General features: G+C 63.8%; 13 protein-coding genes. 4 read left to right on the forward strand and 9 right to left on the reverse strand.

What is annotated here, in order from left to right; genetic code table 11:
* The first annotated feature begins 74 nt into the window (after positions 1–74).
* From FJW10_RS20450 to FJW10_RS20465, 4 genes are all read left to right on the forward strand, one after another.
* Entirely contained in the window at positions 75–836 is a 762-nt protein-coding gene (locus FJW10_RS20450) for a 3-ketoacyl-ACP reductase (RefSeq protein WP_140901408.1), read from the forward strand.
* Positions 837–842: 6 nt separating this feature from the next.
* On the forward strand, positions 843–2,471 hold the full coding sequence (locus tag FJW10_RS20455; RefSeq protein WP_140901409.1) for a choline dehydrogenase: 1,629 nt from the start codon (positions 843–845) through the stop codon (positions 2,469–2,471).
* 10 nt (positions 2,472–2,481) lie between these two features.
* The gene (locus tag FJW10_RS20460; RefSeq protein ID WP_140827313.1) at positions 2,482–2,799 is read left to right on the forward strand and encodes a Dabb family protein; all 318 of its coding nucleotides are present in this window, start codon (positions 2,482–2,484) and stop codon (positions 2,797–2,799) included.
* A 94-nt stretch (positions 2,800–2,893) separates the two neighbouring features.
* Complete coding sequence (locus tag FJW10_RS20465) at positions 2,894–4,141, forward strand: MFS transporter (RefSeq protein ID WP_140901410.1); 1,248 nt, start codon at positions 2,894–2,896, stop codon at positions 4,139–4,141.
* An 89-nt stretch (positions 4,142–4,230) separates the two neighbouring features.
* Here FJW10_RS20465 and FJW10_RS20470 read toward each other — a convergent pair whose 3' ends face one another.
* The 9 genes from FJW10_RS20470 to FJW10_RS20510 form a co-directional block, all read right to left on the reverse strand.
* Complete coding sequence (locus FJW10_RS20470) at positions 4,231–5,076, reverse strand: EamA family transporter (protein WP_140901411.1); 846 nt, start codon at positions 5,074–5,076, stop codon at positions 4,231–4,233.
* Positions 5,073–5,993: an endonuclease/exonuclease/phosphatase family protein gene (locus tag FJW10_RS20475; RefSeq protein WP_140901412.1), complete on the reverse strand. Its 921-nt coding sequence runs from the start codon at positions 5,991–5,993 to the stop codon at positions 5,073–5,075. The genes FJW10_RS20470 and FJW10_RS20475 overlap by 4 nt, the downstream gene beginning before the upstream one ends.
* 203 nt (positions 5,994–6,196) lie before the next feature.
* A complete protein-coding gene (locus FJW10_RS20480; RefSeq protein ID WP_140827306.1) occupies positions 6,197–7,750 on the reverse strand; it encodes a sodium:proton antiporter in 1,554 nt (517 codons plus the stop codon).
* Positions 7,751–7,924: 174 nt separating this feature from the next.
* Positions 7,925–8,989, reverse strand: a complete 1,065-nt coding sequence (locus FJW10_RS20485; protein WP_140827305.1) for an ABC transporter ATP-binding protein — start codon at positions 8,987–8,989, stop codon at positions 7,925–7,927.
* Positions 8,990–9,004: 15 nt separating this feature from the next.
* On the reverse strand, positions 9,005–9,796 hold the full coding sequence (locus tag FJW10_RS20490) for an ABC transporter permease (RefSeq protein WP_140651453.1): 792 nt from the start codon (positions 9,794–9,796) through the stop codon (positions 9,005–9,007).
* A complete protein-coding gene (locus tag FJW10_RS20495) occupies positions 9,793–10,587 on the reverse strand; it encodes an ABC transporter permease subunit (RefSeq protein ID WP_246674334.1) in 795 nt (264 codons plus the stop codon). Before FJW10_RS20495 ends, FJW10_RS20490 begins: the two co-directional genes overlap by 4 nt.
* Before the next feature lie 187 nt (positions 10,588–10,774).
* Positions 10,775–11,881, reverse strand: coding sequence for an ABC transporter substrate-binding protein (locus tag FJW10_RS20500; protein WP_140827300.1), 1,107 nt, complete (start codon positions 11,879–11,881; stop codon positions 10,775–10,777).
* A 245-nt stretch (positions 11,882–12,126) separates the two neighbouring features.
* Positions 12,127–13,299 carry an iron-containing alcohol dehydrogenase gene (locus tag FJW10_RS20505; RefSeq protein WP_140651450.1) on the reverse strand — a complete coding sequence of 391 codons (1,173 nt, stop codon included), beginning with the start codon at positions 13,297–13,299 and terminating at the stop codon, positions 12,127–12,129.
* An 18-nt stretch (positions 13,300–13,317) separates the two neighbouring features.
* The gene (locus FJW10_RS20510) at positions 13,318–14,706 is read right to left on the reverse strand and encodes an aldehyde dehydrogenase family protein (RefSeq protein ID WP_140901413.1); all 1,389 of its coding nucleotides are present in this window, start codon (positions 14,704–14,706) and stop codon (positions 13,318–13,320) included.
* Positions 14,707–14,722 lie beyond the last annotated feature (16 nt).

Raw genomic sequence — 14,722 nt, forward strand, 5'->3', positions numbered from 1 at the left:
CCCGTCACTATACGGGGAGAAGTGCCCGGCAGGGCGATGGGGGGCAGCGCCTGCGTCCACGAGGCTAGTCTCCTATGACCCGCCCGGCAGCCATCGTCACCGGCAGCGCGCGCGGCATCGGCCTCGCTTGCGCCGAAGCGCTGGCGGATACCGGCTTCGACGTCCTGGTCGCCGACCTTGCCGAGAAGCCCGCCAAGGGCCTTGCGGAGAACATCGCCGCGCGCGGCGCGAAATTCGCCTATGCCCAATGTGACATTGCCGACATCGCTGGTCATTCGAGGCTGATCGAAGCCGCGACCAAAGCCTTCGGCCGCATCGACTGCCTGGTCAACAATGCCGGCGTCGGAGCCGTTGTGCGCGGCGACTTGCTGGACCTGAAGCCGGAGAATTTCGACCGCGCATTAGGCATCAATCTGCGTGGCACGGCCTTCCTCAGCCAGGCCGTCGCCAAGGCAATGCTGGCAGTCCATTCGGATGCGGCCCGATCGATCATCACCATCACTTCGGTCAGCGCCACCATGGCTTCGCCGGAGCGCGCCGACTACTGCATCTCCAAGGCCGGCCTATCCATGTGGGTGAAGAACCTGGCGCTGCGGCTGGCACCCGAAAATATCGGCGTGTTCGAGGTACGGCCCGGCATCATCCGCACCGACATGACAGCCGGCGTGACCGCGAAATACGACGCGCTAATCGAAGGCGGGCTGGTACCGGCAAAACGCTGGGGCGAGGCGTCGGACATCGGCGCTGTCGTGGCCGCTCTAGCCTCTGGAAAGTTCGGCTTTTCGACCGGATCGGTCATCGATGTCGACGGCGCGCTCTCCGTGCCACGCTTGTGAGGAACAATGGCTGATTACATCATTGTTGGCGCCGGTCCGGCCGGCTGCGTTCTCGCCAACCGGCTGAGCGAGGATCCGTCGAATTCGGTCCTGCTGCTCGAAGCCGGCGGCAAGGACTGGCATCCGCTGATCCATATGCCGGCGGGCTTCGCCAAGATGACGAAGGGCATCGCCTCCTGGGGCTGGTCGACCGTGCCGCAGAGGCACATGAAGGATCGCGTCTTCTGGTACACCCAGGCCAAGGTGGTCGGCGGCGGCTCGTCGATCAACGCCCAGATCTACACGCGCGGCAACGCCCGCGACTACGACGCCTGGGAGAAGGAGGAAGGTCTCGCCGGCTGGGGCTATCGCGACGTGCTGCCCTATTTCAAGCGCGCCGAGAACAACCAGCGCTTCGCCAACGACTATCACGGCGACCAGGGCCCGCTCGGCGTTTCGAACCCGATCTCGCCGCTGCCGATCTGCGAGGCGTATTTCCGCGCCGGCCAGGAAATGGGCATACCCTTCAACCCGGACTTCAATGGCGCGAGCCAGGAGGGCGTCGGCTACTATCAGCTGACGCAAAAGAATGCGCGGCGCTCATCCGCCTCCGTCGCCTATCTGAAGCCGATCGGCGCCCGCAAGAACCTGACGGTCAGGACCGATGTGCTGGTCACCCGCGTCGTCGTCGAGAAAGGCCGCGCCGTCGGCGTCGAGATTGTCGACAGACTTGGCGGCGAAAAGACGATCCTGCGCGCCGAACGCGAGGTGATCGTTTCCTCCGGCGCCATTGGTTCGCCCAAGCTCCTGATGCAGTCGGGCATCGGCCCGGCCGACCATTTGAAATCGGTCGGCGTCACGCCCGTTCACGACCTGCCCGGCGTCGGCTCCAACATGCAGGACCATCTCGACCTGTTCGTGATCGCCGAATGCACCGGCGACCACACCTACGACAATTACGCCAAGCTGCACCGCACCCTATGGGCCGGTCTGCAGTACCTGCTGCTCAAGAAGGGGCCGGTCGCCTCGAGCCTGTTCGAGACCGGCGGCTTCTGGTACGCCGACCCGACGGCCGCCTCCCCCGACATCCAGTTCCATCTGGGCCTCGGCTCCGGCATCGAGGCCGGCGTGGAAAAACTGAAGAACCCTGGCGTGACGCTGAACTCCGCCTTCCTGCGCCCGCGCTCGCGCGGCACGGTGCGGCTGAAGAGCGCCGACCCGGCCGATCATCCGCTCATCGATCCGAACTACTGGTCCGATCCCTATGATCGCGACATGTCGATCAAGGGCCTTAGATTGGCGCGCGAGATCATGCGGCAGAAGGCGCTTGCCCCCTACGTACTTCGCGAGGTGCTGCCCGGGCCAAACCTAGAGAGCGATGCCGACCTCATCGACTATGCCTGCCGCACCTCCAAGACCGATCATCACCCCGTCGGCACCTGCCGCATGGGCCATGATGCGATGGCCGTGGTGACGCCGGACCTGAGGCTGCGCGGCATCGAAGGTCTCCGGATCTGCGATGCGTCGGTGATGCCGAGCGTGCCGTCCTCCAACACCAATGCGCCGACGATCATGGTCGGTGAAAAAGGTGCCGACCTCATCCTCGGCCGCGAGCCGCTGCCGCCGGCCGTGTTCAAGGGCAACCAGGCGGCATGAGGCGTCAATGATGATCCGGCACTGCGTCTTTGTCCGCTTTCGCGACGACGTTCCTGAGACCGAGCGGGCGGCGATCCACGCCGATCTGGAAGCGCTGCGCGCCGTCATCGACGGCATGGGCAAGGTGGAGTTCAGCGCCAATGTCAGCCCCGAGCCGTTCGCGCGCGGCTTCGGCCACGGCTTCACCATCGACTTCCGCGACGCCGCCGCGCGTGACGCCTATCTGGTGCACGAAGCCCATCAGCGCGCCGGCGCCCGTCTGGTCGCCGCCCTCGAAGGCGGCACCGAGGGGCTGACGGTCATCGATCTCGAGGTGACGCAAATGTGACCGCTCGCCGGCTTAAAACCGGCAGCAGTCCGGTTCTCTTTTACCCGCCCTGGAACATATCGTTCGTTTTGGGGGATGCAAAAGGAGGACCGCCTTGAACCTCACCACCGAGCAGAAGAAAACCGTACTCGCGTCGTTCCTCGGCTGGACGCTCGACGCTTTTGATTTCTTCCTTCTGACTTTCCTGCTCACCGATATTGCAACGGAATTCCAGACCGACGTGCCGGCGGTCTCCAAAGCGCTGTTCCTGACCTTGGCGACGCGTTTCATCGGCGCGTTCTTCTTCGGCATGCTTGCCGACAGATATGGCCGCAAGCCCATTCTGATGCTGAACATCGTGAGCTATTCGGTGATCGGCGCTTTAGCCGCTTTCTCGCCCAATCTCGGCATTTTCCTGGCGCTGCGCGCCCTGTTCGGCATCGCCATGGGCGGCGAATGGGGTCTCGGTAGCTCGCTTGCCATGGAATCCATTCCGCCGAGCGCGCGCGGCCTGGTCTCGGGCATCCTGCAATGCGGCTATCCGGCCGGCTACCTGCTGGCGGCGGTGGTCTACGGGCTGCTCTACGGGCAGAAGATCGGCGAATTCACCTTCGGCTGGCGCGCCATGTTCCTCCTGAGCTTCGTGCCGGCGCTGATCGTGCTTTTCATCCGCTCGCATGTGCCGGAATCGCCAGCCTTCGTCGAAGCCCGCCAGCACGTGAAGCCAGGGCTGCTCGAAACGCTGCGGAAGCACTGGGGCATCGCGCTCTATGCCGTGGTGCTGATGATGTTCTTCAACTTCTTCAGCCACGGCACGCAGGATCTCTATCCAACCTTCCTCAAGAAGCAGCATGGCTTTGATCCGCATACGGTGAGTTGGATCACCATCGTCGCCAACATCGGCGCCATTGTCGGCGGACTGGCCTTCGGCGCGCTGTCCGAGAAGATCGGCCGCGTCAACGCCATTACGCTCGCTTGCCTGATCGCCTTGCCGGCCATTCCGCTCTGGGCCTACACGACCACGCCCTTCATGCTGGCGATCGGCGCTTTCATCATGCAGGTGGCGGTGCAGGGCGCCTGGGGCGTCATTCCGGTACATCTCAACGAGCTATCGCCGGGCTCGGTGCGGGCGACCTTGCCCGGCTTCATCTATCAGGCCGGCAATCTCGCTGCGTCCTATGGCGGTCCGTATCAGGCTGGTATCGCCGAAGCGCCCGGCAGCAGCTATGGCTACGCGCTGGCGCTCTTCGCCGGTGTGGTCGCCGTCTGCATCATCATCGTCATCCGCTTCAGCCCTGAGAAGCGCGGCCAGGTGATGGCCGTGTTGGACCATGAGGTTGGAGCAATTCCGGGAAAAGGGTGAAACGGGAAGGCTCGCGACTTCGCCGCGGCCCGTCCGCAATTGCTAAAAACGAAGAGATAGAGGGCGCCGTTTCCGCGAGACGGCGCCCGCTATCCGAGCCTGAGCGCCGCGACGCCGGCAACGATGCCGAGCGCCGCGGCTGCGCGCCAGGCCGTCATCTTTTCACCCAGCGCCAGCACAGAGATCAGCATGGCGAACAGGATCGAGGTCTCGCGCAGCGATGCGACCGAGGCGATCGGCGCCTTGGTCATTGCCCACATCACGATCCAGTAGGCCGCGCCGCTGAGCACGCCGGTGAACAGCCCGGCTTTCCAGTCGCGTGCCAGCACCGGAAGCGACTGCGGTCCGCGGACCGCAATGCACAGCACGAGCGCCCACGCCGCATCGCAGACGAACAGCCAGGCCGCATAGCTTTGCGCGGTCGCCGCGAGCCGCGCGCCGCTGCCGTCGGAGAGTGTGTAGCTGGCGATGAAGATCGATGTGCCGAGCGCGAAGCCGACCGCGCGCAGATTGAGCTTCTCCAGATGCGCGCCGCCTCGGAACGACATGACCAGCGTGCCTGCCGACAGAAGCACGATGCCGACGATGGCGAACGGCGCCGGAACCTCGCCGACCACGAAGATGCCGCCGAGCGCCGAGAGCAGCGGTGCGGTGCCGCGCGCCAGCGGATAGGTCTGAGCGAAATCGCCCGCCTTGTAGGCGCCGACCAGGAAGGTGCGATAGCCCATGTGGAAGATCACCGAGGCGATGATGTAGGGCCACACTTCGGCCCTCGGAAACTCGACGAAAGGCAGTGCGAACAGCGCCGCAAATCCCATGCCGAGCGTCATCAGCGTGATCGACAGGAAGCGGTCGAGATGCACCTTGACCAGCGCGTTCCAGATCGCATGCATGGCCGCCGCCGAGAGCACCGCCAGGAAGACGAACAGCGTCATGTCGGTTTCATCGACCTTGTCGAGCCGAAAGGCGTTTCCAGATCGATATCGACCCTGAGCGGAAAATGGTCGGAAGCCACCTCGCCGATATCGGCGGTTACCGAACGCACGCGATCGGCCAACCCGCCGCCGACGAAACAATGGTCGAGCCGTCGTTTCGCCAGCCTGCCATCGATGATCTTTTCGTGCGTATGGAAGTCCGGCCCGGACTCGCCGGCGACCGCTACGGCATCGACGAATCCGTCGATGTAAGCGGCGCGCCGATGGTAGGGCGTGCTACCGACGATACGCCGGTATTCGGCGCTGCCCGGCTCCATGTTGAAGTCGCCCAGCCAGATCGCCGCGAACGGATTTTCCGGTTCCGTCTGGCCGTTCGTCCAGTTGCGCTGCGGCTCGTCGTCGACGCCGCTCCAAGGGCCGCCGTCGGACGGCGCGCGGCGATGCTCGGCATTGAGATAGTCGATCTGCTCCAGCCGCTCCTCCGCCGCGACATGCGCCAGATGCAAGGAAAGCACTCGCACCGGTCCCGCCGGCGTGCGGATCATGCATTCCAGCGCCGCGTTGCGGGTGTTGAGCGGCCTCAGCGTGCGCCGTAGCGGCAGCGTGTGCAACCGCGACCAGACGATCGGCAGCTTCGACAGCACCATCGTGCCGAACTGCCGCCGGCGGTTGAAGACGCGGCCGTCGCGGCTCGCGCTGGCGTCCATGTCGAAGGCCGGGCCATAGGCCCAGTAATAGTCGGGCAGCAGGCTGGACAGGATCTCGGGCTGATCGTCCTCATTGGTGCGCTGCCAGTGCCGCTCGACCTCCTGCAGCGCGATGATGTCGGCGCCGTTCACCAGCCTGGCGCAGCGGCTGAGATCGTAGCGCCCGTCGCTGCCATAGCCGTACTGGATGTTGTAGCTGATCAGCTTCATTGATTAACCGGCTCACTTCTGGTGATCGCAGTAGCGCAATTGCAGGAAAAGTGTGAGCGGTTTTCCGTCCGGAATTGCGTCAAAACAAAGAGTAGAGTGGTTCACCGCCTTCGGTGAGCCGCTCTATCGCCCCGCCGGTGATGTTGCAATGTGCCGCGAGGCCAGGGGGAATGGTCCAACGGAGACCAGCGAACCGCTGCGTTCTAATAGGTCGTCAGTGGCTGGAAGCTTCCGGCGGGCGACGCCGCCAGTTCCGACCAGTCGATCTCCTCTTCCAGCCGGTGATAGGCCTCGTCGCCGATCGTGCCATTGCTGCGCAGTTCCTCCAACCTGTCGCGCTGCCGCTTGATGGCGTAGAGACGCAACCGGTCGTATTCCGTTGCGGCTTGCGCGTCGTCGGGATTTTCGGCGATCCGGCGTTGAGCCTCGTACTGCTCCCGCACGACGGCGGCAGCGGCCGACGTCTTGCGGCTCAGCACATCGAGCGCGGCCTGCATGATGGCGACGCGCGCCTCGGCCACCTCGCGATCGATCGTCGTATCCCGCTCGAAATTGAGCCGGCGCAGCAGCGGCTTCAGGCTCATGCCTTGCAGCACGAGCGTTCCGAGGACGACCGCGAAGGCGGCCAGCACGATCGGATCGCGGCCGGGAAAGTCGGCCGGCAAGGCAATCGCCACCACCAGCGTCACCAGCCCGCGCATGCCGCACCAGCCCACAAGCGCGGCGCCGCGAAATGTCGGTGCATCGCGCCTTTCTTCCTCGCTGCCATGGCGGGCAAACCAGCGTATGACCGCGACATAGCCCGCCACCCAGACGAGGCGCGCCACGATGACGACCGCAAGCACCGTTGCGGCGAAGAGAAAGGCTTCGCCTTGCCCGTCGCCGGAAAGCCGGCCGACGATCGACCGCGCCTGCAGGCCCATCAGCACGAAAGCCAGCACGTTGAGCACGAACACGGCCGATTCCCAGACCGAATAGGTGCTGACGCGGCGCCGGGCCGACATGCGGCGTGGCGCGGTGCGCGCGATGGTGATGGCATAAACGACGATGGTGATGATGGCGGAAAGGCCGAGTCTGTCGGCAATGATCCAGACCGCGAAGGTTCCGGCGAACTGCACGACGGTGCTGCTTGCCGCATCCTCGATGCGCGTCAGCGTGAGCAGCGAGAAGCGGCCGAACAGATAGCCGGCGACAACGCTGCCGACCGTCGCCAGCAGGATGACCGGCACTGCGTCTTTGAGCATGAGCGTGCCGATGGCTGCCGCAACCGATATCCGGTAGATCAACAGCGCCGTGGCATCGTTGAGCAGGCTCTCGCCCTGCAGGATCGCGGTGAGGCGGTGCGGCACCTTGAACTGATTGAGCACCGCGCTTGCCGCGACCGCGTCCGGTGGCGCGACGATGGCGCCGAGCGCGATCGCGGCCGCGATCGGCAGACCGGCCATCTTCCAGCCGACGAAGGCAACCGCCACGGTGGTGAAAATGACGGCGCCGAGCGCCAAAAGCACCAGCGACAGGCGATAGCGCTTCAGGTCGCGCAGCGAGGTGTCATAGGCGGCATCGAGAAGCACCGGCGCGATGAACAGCGCAAGCGCCAGTTCCGGATCGATCTCGATCACCGGCGCGCCCGGCACGAAGGCAAGCCCGACCCCGGCAAGCGCCAGCAGCGACGGGTAAGGTACCTCCAGCCATCGCGATACCGCCGTCAGCGCGACGGCGATGAGAAGCAGGATCAGGGTAAGTTCGAACAGCGCCATGGCTTATCGTAACGGCGAAGCACGAAGCTTGGCAGTACCCTGAAGCAGGATACTGTTGATTTATCCGACAAGGCCTGTGGTGCCCGGCAAGCCGCGCCCCGGCCGATCGACGGGTTACCCCTCGGCCGGCGCAAAGGCTTCGCCTGTCTTATCGGCGTCAAGACGGCCAGGCCGTCAGTGCAGAACCAGCATATCGCCCGACGAGAACGAAATATCCGCCTTGTCGCCAACGATCGGCGGCGGTGTCGTCGAGTTGTTGAAGGTGTCGAGCGACACCGTGTTGCCGCCGATGCCGACGCGCACCCGGATGACCGAGCCGAGGAAATGCACTTCGGCGATCTCGCCCGAAAGGCTGGTGTCGTGCCCGGGCTGGCGCGCCAGTGAAATCGCTTCCGGCCGCAGCGCCAGCGACAGCATATCGCCGGACTTCGAGCCATTAAGCTTGCCCTTGAGCGAGACTTCCTGGGCGTTGACCTGCACCTTGCCCGTCGAGGCGTCGGTGACCTTGCCTTCGAGCACGTTGAGCGTGCCGACGAAATTGGCGACGAACTTGGTTGCCGGCCGGTTGTAGATCTCGAACGGCGTGCCGACCTGCTCGGCCTTGCCGCCATACATCACCGCGATGCGGTCAGAGATCGACAGCGCCTCCTCTTGGTCATGCGTGACGAAGATAGTGGTGATGTCGAGCTTCTTCTGGATCGATCGGATTTCCTCGCGCAGCGACACGCGCACCTTGGCGTCGAGAGCCGACAGCGGCTCGTCGAGCAAAAGCAGTTTGGGTTTCGGAGCAATTGCCCGCGCGAGCGCGATACGCTGCTGCTGGCCGCCGGACAGCTGATAGGGATAGCGATCGGCCATCTGCGGCAGCTTGATCATGTCGAGCATCTCTGCAACGCGCTTGTCCGCGTCAGGCTTCGACATGCCAGCCACCTTCAGACCGAAGGCGATATTCTGCGCCACCGTCAGGTTCGGGAACAGCGCGTAGGCCTGGAACACCATGCCGACATTGCGCTGATTGGGCTTCAGCCTGGTGATGTCCTTGCCGGCGACGACGATCTTGCCGGCCGAGGGCTCCTCGAAGCCGGCGACCATGCGCAGCACAGTGGTTTTGCCGCAGCCGGATGGCCCCAGGAAGGAGACGAACTCGCCGGGCTCTACGTCGAGGCTGAAATCCTGCACCACGGTGTTGGCGCCGTAGGACTTTCGCACATGCTGGATGGACAGGAATGGCTCGGCCATGGCTTTTCTCTCAGGTCAATTCGGGCGGTTCGCCGATTTCGGCGCGAAACGGGACAGGATCTGGATCAGCGACATGCAGCCCCAGGTAATGGCGAAGGCGATGATGGCAAGTGCCGCCGGCTCGTAGGCCCGGTTGGCGCCGATGTTCTGCAGATAGGGGCCGAAGGCCGGACGGTTCAGCAGGCTAGCTATCGTGAACTCGCCGATGACGATGGCGAAGGTCAGGAAGGCGCCCGACAGAACGGCGATCAGTACATTGGGAAGAATGACCCGGGTAATGATCGTGGCCCAACCGGCGCCGAGGATTTGCGCGGCTTCCGTCAGCGTTCTGACATCGATGGTACGAAGACCGGTGTCGACGGCGCGGTACATATAAGGCAACGCCAGCGTCGCATAGCCGATCACCAGCAGGGCGCTGGCGCCGAGATCGCTGGCCAGGAACGGCAGCGGCGAATTCGAGCCGTACATACGGATATAGCCGAACACGATGACGATCGCCGGAATGACCAGCGGCAGCAGCGTGATGAATTCGACGATCGGCCTGATTTGAGGCAAACGGAGACGGATCCAATAGGCGGCCGGCACCACGATCAGCACGCCGAGAATGATGGTGAAGATCGCGGCGACCACCGAATACAGGAACGTCGCCTGGAAGCGCGGATCGCCGAGCACGACTTGATAGGCGTCGAAGGAATGGACGCCGCGCCGCATGCGCAGCGAAAACTCGAACGTCGCCAGCAGCGGGATGAAGAAATAGGCCGTGCCGATTCCGAAGACGACCCAGGCCCAGAATTTGCCCGACTTCATTTCAGCCACCTCTCGGAACGGGTCCGGAACCAGATGTAGAAGACATTCGCCAGTCCCGTGATGACGATCATGCCGAAGGCGATCGCGTAGCCGAGCTGCGGGTTGTGCAGCACATCGCCGTTGATCTGCGAATAGAGCTTGATGGGAACGATGTTGAGCTGCGGGCCGGCGAACGCATAGGCCGTTGCGATGGCGCCGAAGGCGTTGGCGAACAGAAGGATGACGGTGCCTAGGAAGCTCGGAAACAGCACCGGTATCACCACCATGCGCCAGTACTGCCACTGGGTGGCGCCAAGCGTGGCGGCGGCCTCGTTCCATTCCTTCTTCAAACCGTCGATCGCCGGCACGATGATGACCACCATCAGCGGGATCTGGAAGAAGAGATAGACCACGATCAGGCCCCACGTGGTCAGGAAATTGAACCCCAACGCGTAGATGTTGAGGTTGAATATGTCGCGCAGCAGCACCGTCACGATGCCGACGCGGCCGAGCGTTGCGATGAACGCAAAGGCAAGTGGCAAGCCGGCAAAATTGGAGGCGACGCCCGAGAAGGTCAGCGTCGCGGAGCGAACCCAGCTGGGCAGGCCGCCGCGCACGATGGCCACGGCGATCGCCAGTCCGGCAAATGCGCCGACGATGGCCGACCAGAAGCTGATCTTGATCGAAACCCAATAGGAATTGCTGATTGAAGGATCACTGACCAACTGCAGGATATTGTCGAGCGTGAACCCGCCTTCCCCGGTCTGAAACGCGCCGATGACGAGATATAGCGTCGGCATGATCAGGAACATCAGGGTGAAGACGAAGAATGGGGCCACACCGATCCATTGCGTCGGCAGGCGGAAGGCGGTCGCCTCGTTCGGCGGCGCAGACTTGGTGGCAACAGACTGATTTGAAAGCGATAGATCGGTCATGCGCCCGGCACCGTTTTCGAGGGAAAGCCGGGCGGCCAAGTGGCCGCCCGGTGGACTTCAAGTCTTACTTGACGTTGGCGCCGACGGTGGCGTCCCAGTTCTTGCTGATGGCTTCCTTGGCCTTGCCCTGCTCGTCGAGCGTCGGGAAAGCCGCCGAGGCATAGGCCTCAGCCGGCGGCAGCTTGGCCAGCACGTCCGCCGGGATCTTGCCGTTCTTGGCGAGATCGTTGAAACGGATCGGGTGGCAGTAGCCCTTCAGCCAGCCGATCTGGCCTTCGTCGGAATAGAGGTATTCCATCCACAGCTTCGCGGCATTCGGATGCGGCGCGTAAGCGCTGATCGCCTGCACATAGACGCCGGCGACGACGCCGGTCTTCGGCACGATCACGTCGACGGGCGGGTTGCCCTTCAGCGTGTCGCGGCCGGCAAGCGCGTTGTAGTCCCAGTTGATCAGGATCGGCGTCTGGCCCTGGGCCAGCGTCGCCGGCTTGCCGACGACCGGAACGAAGTTGCCGGCGGCATTGAGCTTCTTGAAGAAGTCGAGGCCAGCGGTGCCGGCGGCTTCACCAGCGGCGGCGCCCGACGACAGACCGGAGGCATAGACCGCCTGGATGGCCTGGTTCGAAGCACGCGGATCACCGGCGAGTGCGACCGAATTGGCGAATTCCGGCTTCAGCAGGTCGGCCCAGTCGGCCGGCGATTCCTTGACCAGGTCCTTGTTCACCATGAACGACAGCACGCCGTAATAGTCGCCGTACCAGGCGCCATCGGCATCCTTGGCGCTGTCCGGAATCGAGTCCCAGGTCGACACCTTGTAAGGCATCAGCAGGCCGTCGGCCTTGGCGGTCGGGCCGAACGACAGGCCGACGTCGATGACGTCGGGCGCCTGCGGGCCCTTGTTGTCCTTGTTGGCCTTGATCGCCTCGACCTCGTCGCCCGAGCCGGCGTCCGGGTTGAGTTCGTTGATCTTGATTTCCGGATACTTAGCCTTGAAAGCGTCGATCACTGCCCCGTAGCCACACCAGTCATGCGGAAGCGCGATGGTGGTGAGCTGGCCTTCAGCCTTCGCGGCCTTGACGAGATCGTCCAGCGAATCCGCAGACGAAATCACCGTCGACGCGAAGAGCGCCGCAGCCGAGAGGGAAAGCACTTTCCCCGTGAACTTGAACATGTGTTCTCTCCGTTGAACTGGCGCTGTTGGGCGCCTGCGATGCGGGTATCGTTTTCGTGTGACAGCCAGATGAAGGCTTTTTGAAACCCGAGCCCCGCGGCCAAAAAAGTTAACTCTTTTTAACGGACTGTAGCAATTAGCCCACGCTTAATTTTCCGGCTAATGGTTAGCCGCCTTGCCTTTTGCCCTCTCCCTCCGCTCTGGCACGCCCCTTGATTCAACTCTTCGGCATTGAAAGCCGGCTCTCAGACGGAGCCGGCGATCGCATTTTCGAGCAGCGTCAGGGCCGCTTTCTTGGTGAGCTTGACCGGATTGCCGCCGGCGGTCGGGTCGACCACCGCCATGTCGGCGATCAGCGCCTTGCGCTTCTTGTCCATGTCGAGGCCCTTGATCAGGCCGGGGAGCGCGTGTGGCACCTTCAATTCCTTGCGCAATTTGATGATCGCCTTGGCGAAGCCGTCGAAGCCGCCCTTGATGCCGCAATACGCGGCGAGCCGGGCGATGCGCTCCTCGATGCTCTCCCTGTTGAAGGCGAGCACATAGGGCATGAACACGGCATTGGTCATGCCGTGATGGGTGTCATAGAGCGCGCCGATCGGATGCGACAGCGAATGGATAGCGCCGAGCCCTTTCTGGAAGGCCGCGGCCCCCATGGCGGCGGCGCTCATCATATGGGCGCGGGCGACCAGATCCTTGCCGTTGGCGAAGGCCTTGGGCAGGTTCTCGAACACCAGCCGGATGCCTTCCACCGCGATGCCGTCGGCCATCGGGTGATAGCCCGGCGCGCAATAGGCCTCGAGGCAATGGGCCAGCGCGTCCATGCCCGTGCCGGCGGTGATGAAGGCCGGCATGCCGACCGACAGCTCCGGATCGGCAATGACGATCGCCGGCAGAAGCTTCGGATGGAAGATGACCTTCTTGGTGTGGGTCGCCTCATTGGTGATGACGCCGGCGCGGCCGACCTCGGAGCCGGTTCCCGCCGTGGTCGGCACGGCGATGATCGGCGCGATCGCGTCCGAGTTGGCCCTGGTCCACCAGTCGCCGACGTCCTCGAAATCCCATACGGGCCGAGTCTGCCCGGCCTGGAAGGCGATCAGCTTGCCAAGGTCGAGCGCCGAGCCGCCGCCGAAGGCGATCACGCCGTCATGCTTGCCTTTCTTGAACACGGCGATGCCGGCGGTGAGGTTGGACTCGACCGGGTTCGGCTTCACCTCTGAAAACACGCCATAGGGAACCTTGGCGTCGTCGAGGATTTTCAGCGTCGAGGCGACAACCGGGAGCTTTGCCAGGCCCGGGTCGGTGACGAAGAGCGGGCGCTTGATACCCGCCGCAGCCAGTACGTCTGGCAGTTCCTTGATGCGGCCGGCGCCGAAGCGGACGGTGGTGGGATAGTTCCATTTGGAGATGAGCTTGGACATGTCTTGTCTTTCAAAAAGTCAGATCGCTTCACGCAGGTGATAGGATTTCGGCCGGGTCAGATTGTCGTAGCCGATGGCCGAAAGCGCCGCCCCCTTGCCGGTGTCCTTGACGCCGGTCCAGACCAGCGCCGGGTCGAGGTAGTCGCAGCGGTTCATGAACACGGTGCCGGTTTCGACACGGTCGCCGATGGCAATTGCGCGCTCCGCGTCGCGCGTCCAGATCGAGGCGGTCAGCCCATAGGGGCTGTCGTTCATCAGCGCGATCGCCTCCTCGTCGTTGCGCACCTTCATGATGCCGACGATCGGCCCGAAGCTCTCCTCGCGCATGACGCTCATCTGGTGATCGACGTCGGTCAGCACTTCCGGTGCCAGATAGGGCGAGCCCGGCTTGTCGTTCTCGACCTTCATGTCGATATGCGCCCTGGCGCCCTTGCGCAGCGCTTCTGCCTTCTGCTCGCGGATCAGGTCGGCGAAGCGCGCCTGCGCCATCGGCCCCATCGTGGTCGCCTGGTCCAGCGGATTGCCGACGACATAGTTCCTGGTCTCGGCGACAAAACCCTCGACGAACTCGTCATAGACCTTCTCATGCACATAGACGCGCTCGATGCCGCAGCAGCACTGGCCTGAATTGTAGAAGGCGCCGTCGACAAGATTGGCGACGGCATGGTCCATCTTGGCGTCGGGCAGCACATAGGCCGGGTCCTTGCCGCCGAGTTCGAGGCCGAGCGTCATGAAGGTGCCGGCGGCCGCCTTCTCGATGGCGCGGCCGCCGCCGACGGAGCCGGTGAAATTGACATGGTCGATCTTGCCCGAGCCGAGCAGCTTCTCGGTCTGGGCGTGGTTCATGACCAGGTTCTGGAACAGTCCCTTCGGCAGGCCGGCCTTGTCGAAGGCTTGGCTGAAGCGTTCGCCGACCAGCAGCGTCTGCGCGGCATGCTTGAGGATGACGGCGCTTCCGGCCATCAGCGCCGGCACGATGGTGTTGACGGCGGTCAGATAGGGATAGTTCCACGGTGCGATCACCAGCACGACGCCGAGCGGCACCTTCTTGACATAGCGGCGGAAGCCGTCCTTCGTATTGGAGGCAAGCACCGGCTTCAGCGCGGCTTCGGCGATCTCGACCATGTAGTTGGTGCGTTCCTTGACGCCGCCGAACTCGCCGCCATACCGCACCGGCCGGCCCATCTGCCAGGCGATCTCGGGCACGATCTCGTCGGTCATCGCAACCAGGGCTTCCAGCATCGCCAACATGTATTTGCCGCGCTCGACGACCGGCGTCTCGGCCCACTTCTCCTGCGCCGCCCTGGCGCGCTCGACGGCCGCGTTGATCGCGTGGTCGCTCGCGACCGGCCGCTCGGCATAGATCGAGCCATCGATGGGGGATTTGAGTTTTACGGTTTCCAACAAGACGTCTCCAATTGAT

The organism is Mesorhizobium sp. B4-1-1 (assembly GCF_006439375.1).
Classification (GTDB): Bacteria; Pseudomonadota; Alphaproteobacteria; order Rhizobiales; family Rhizobiaceae; genus Mesorhizobium.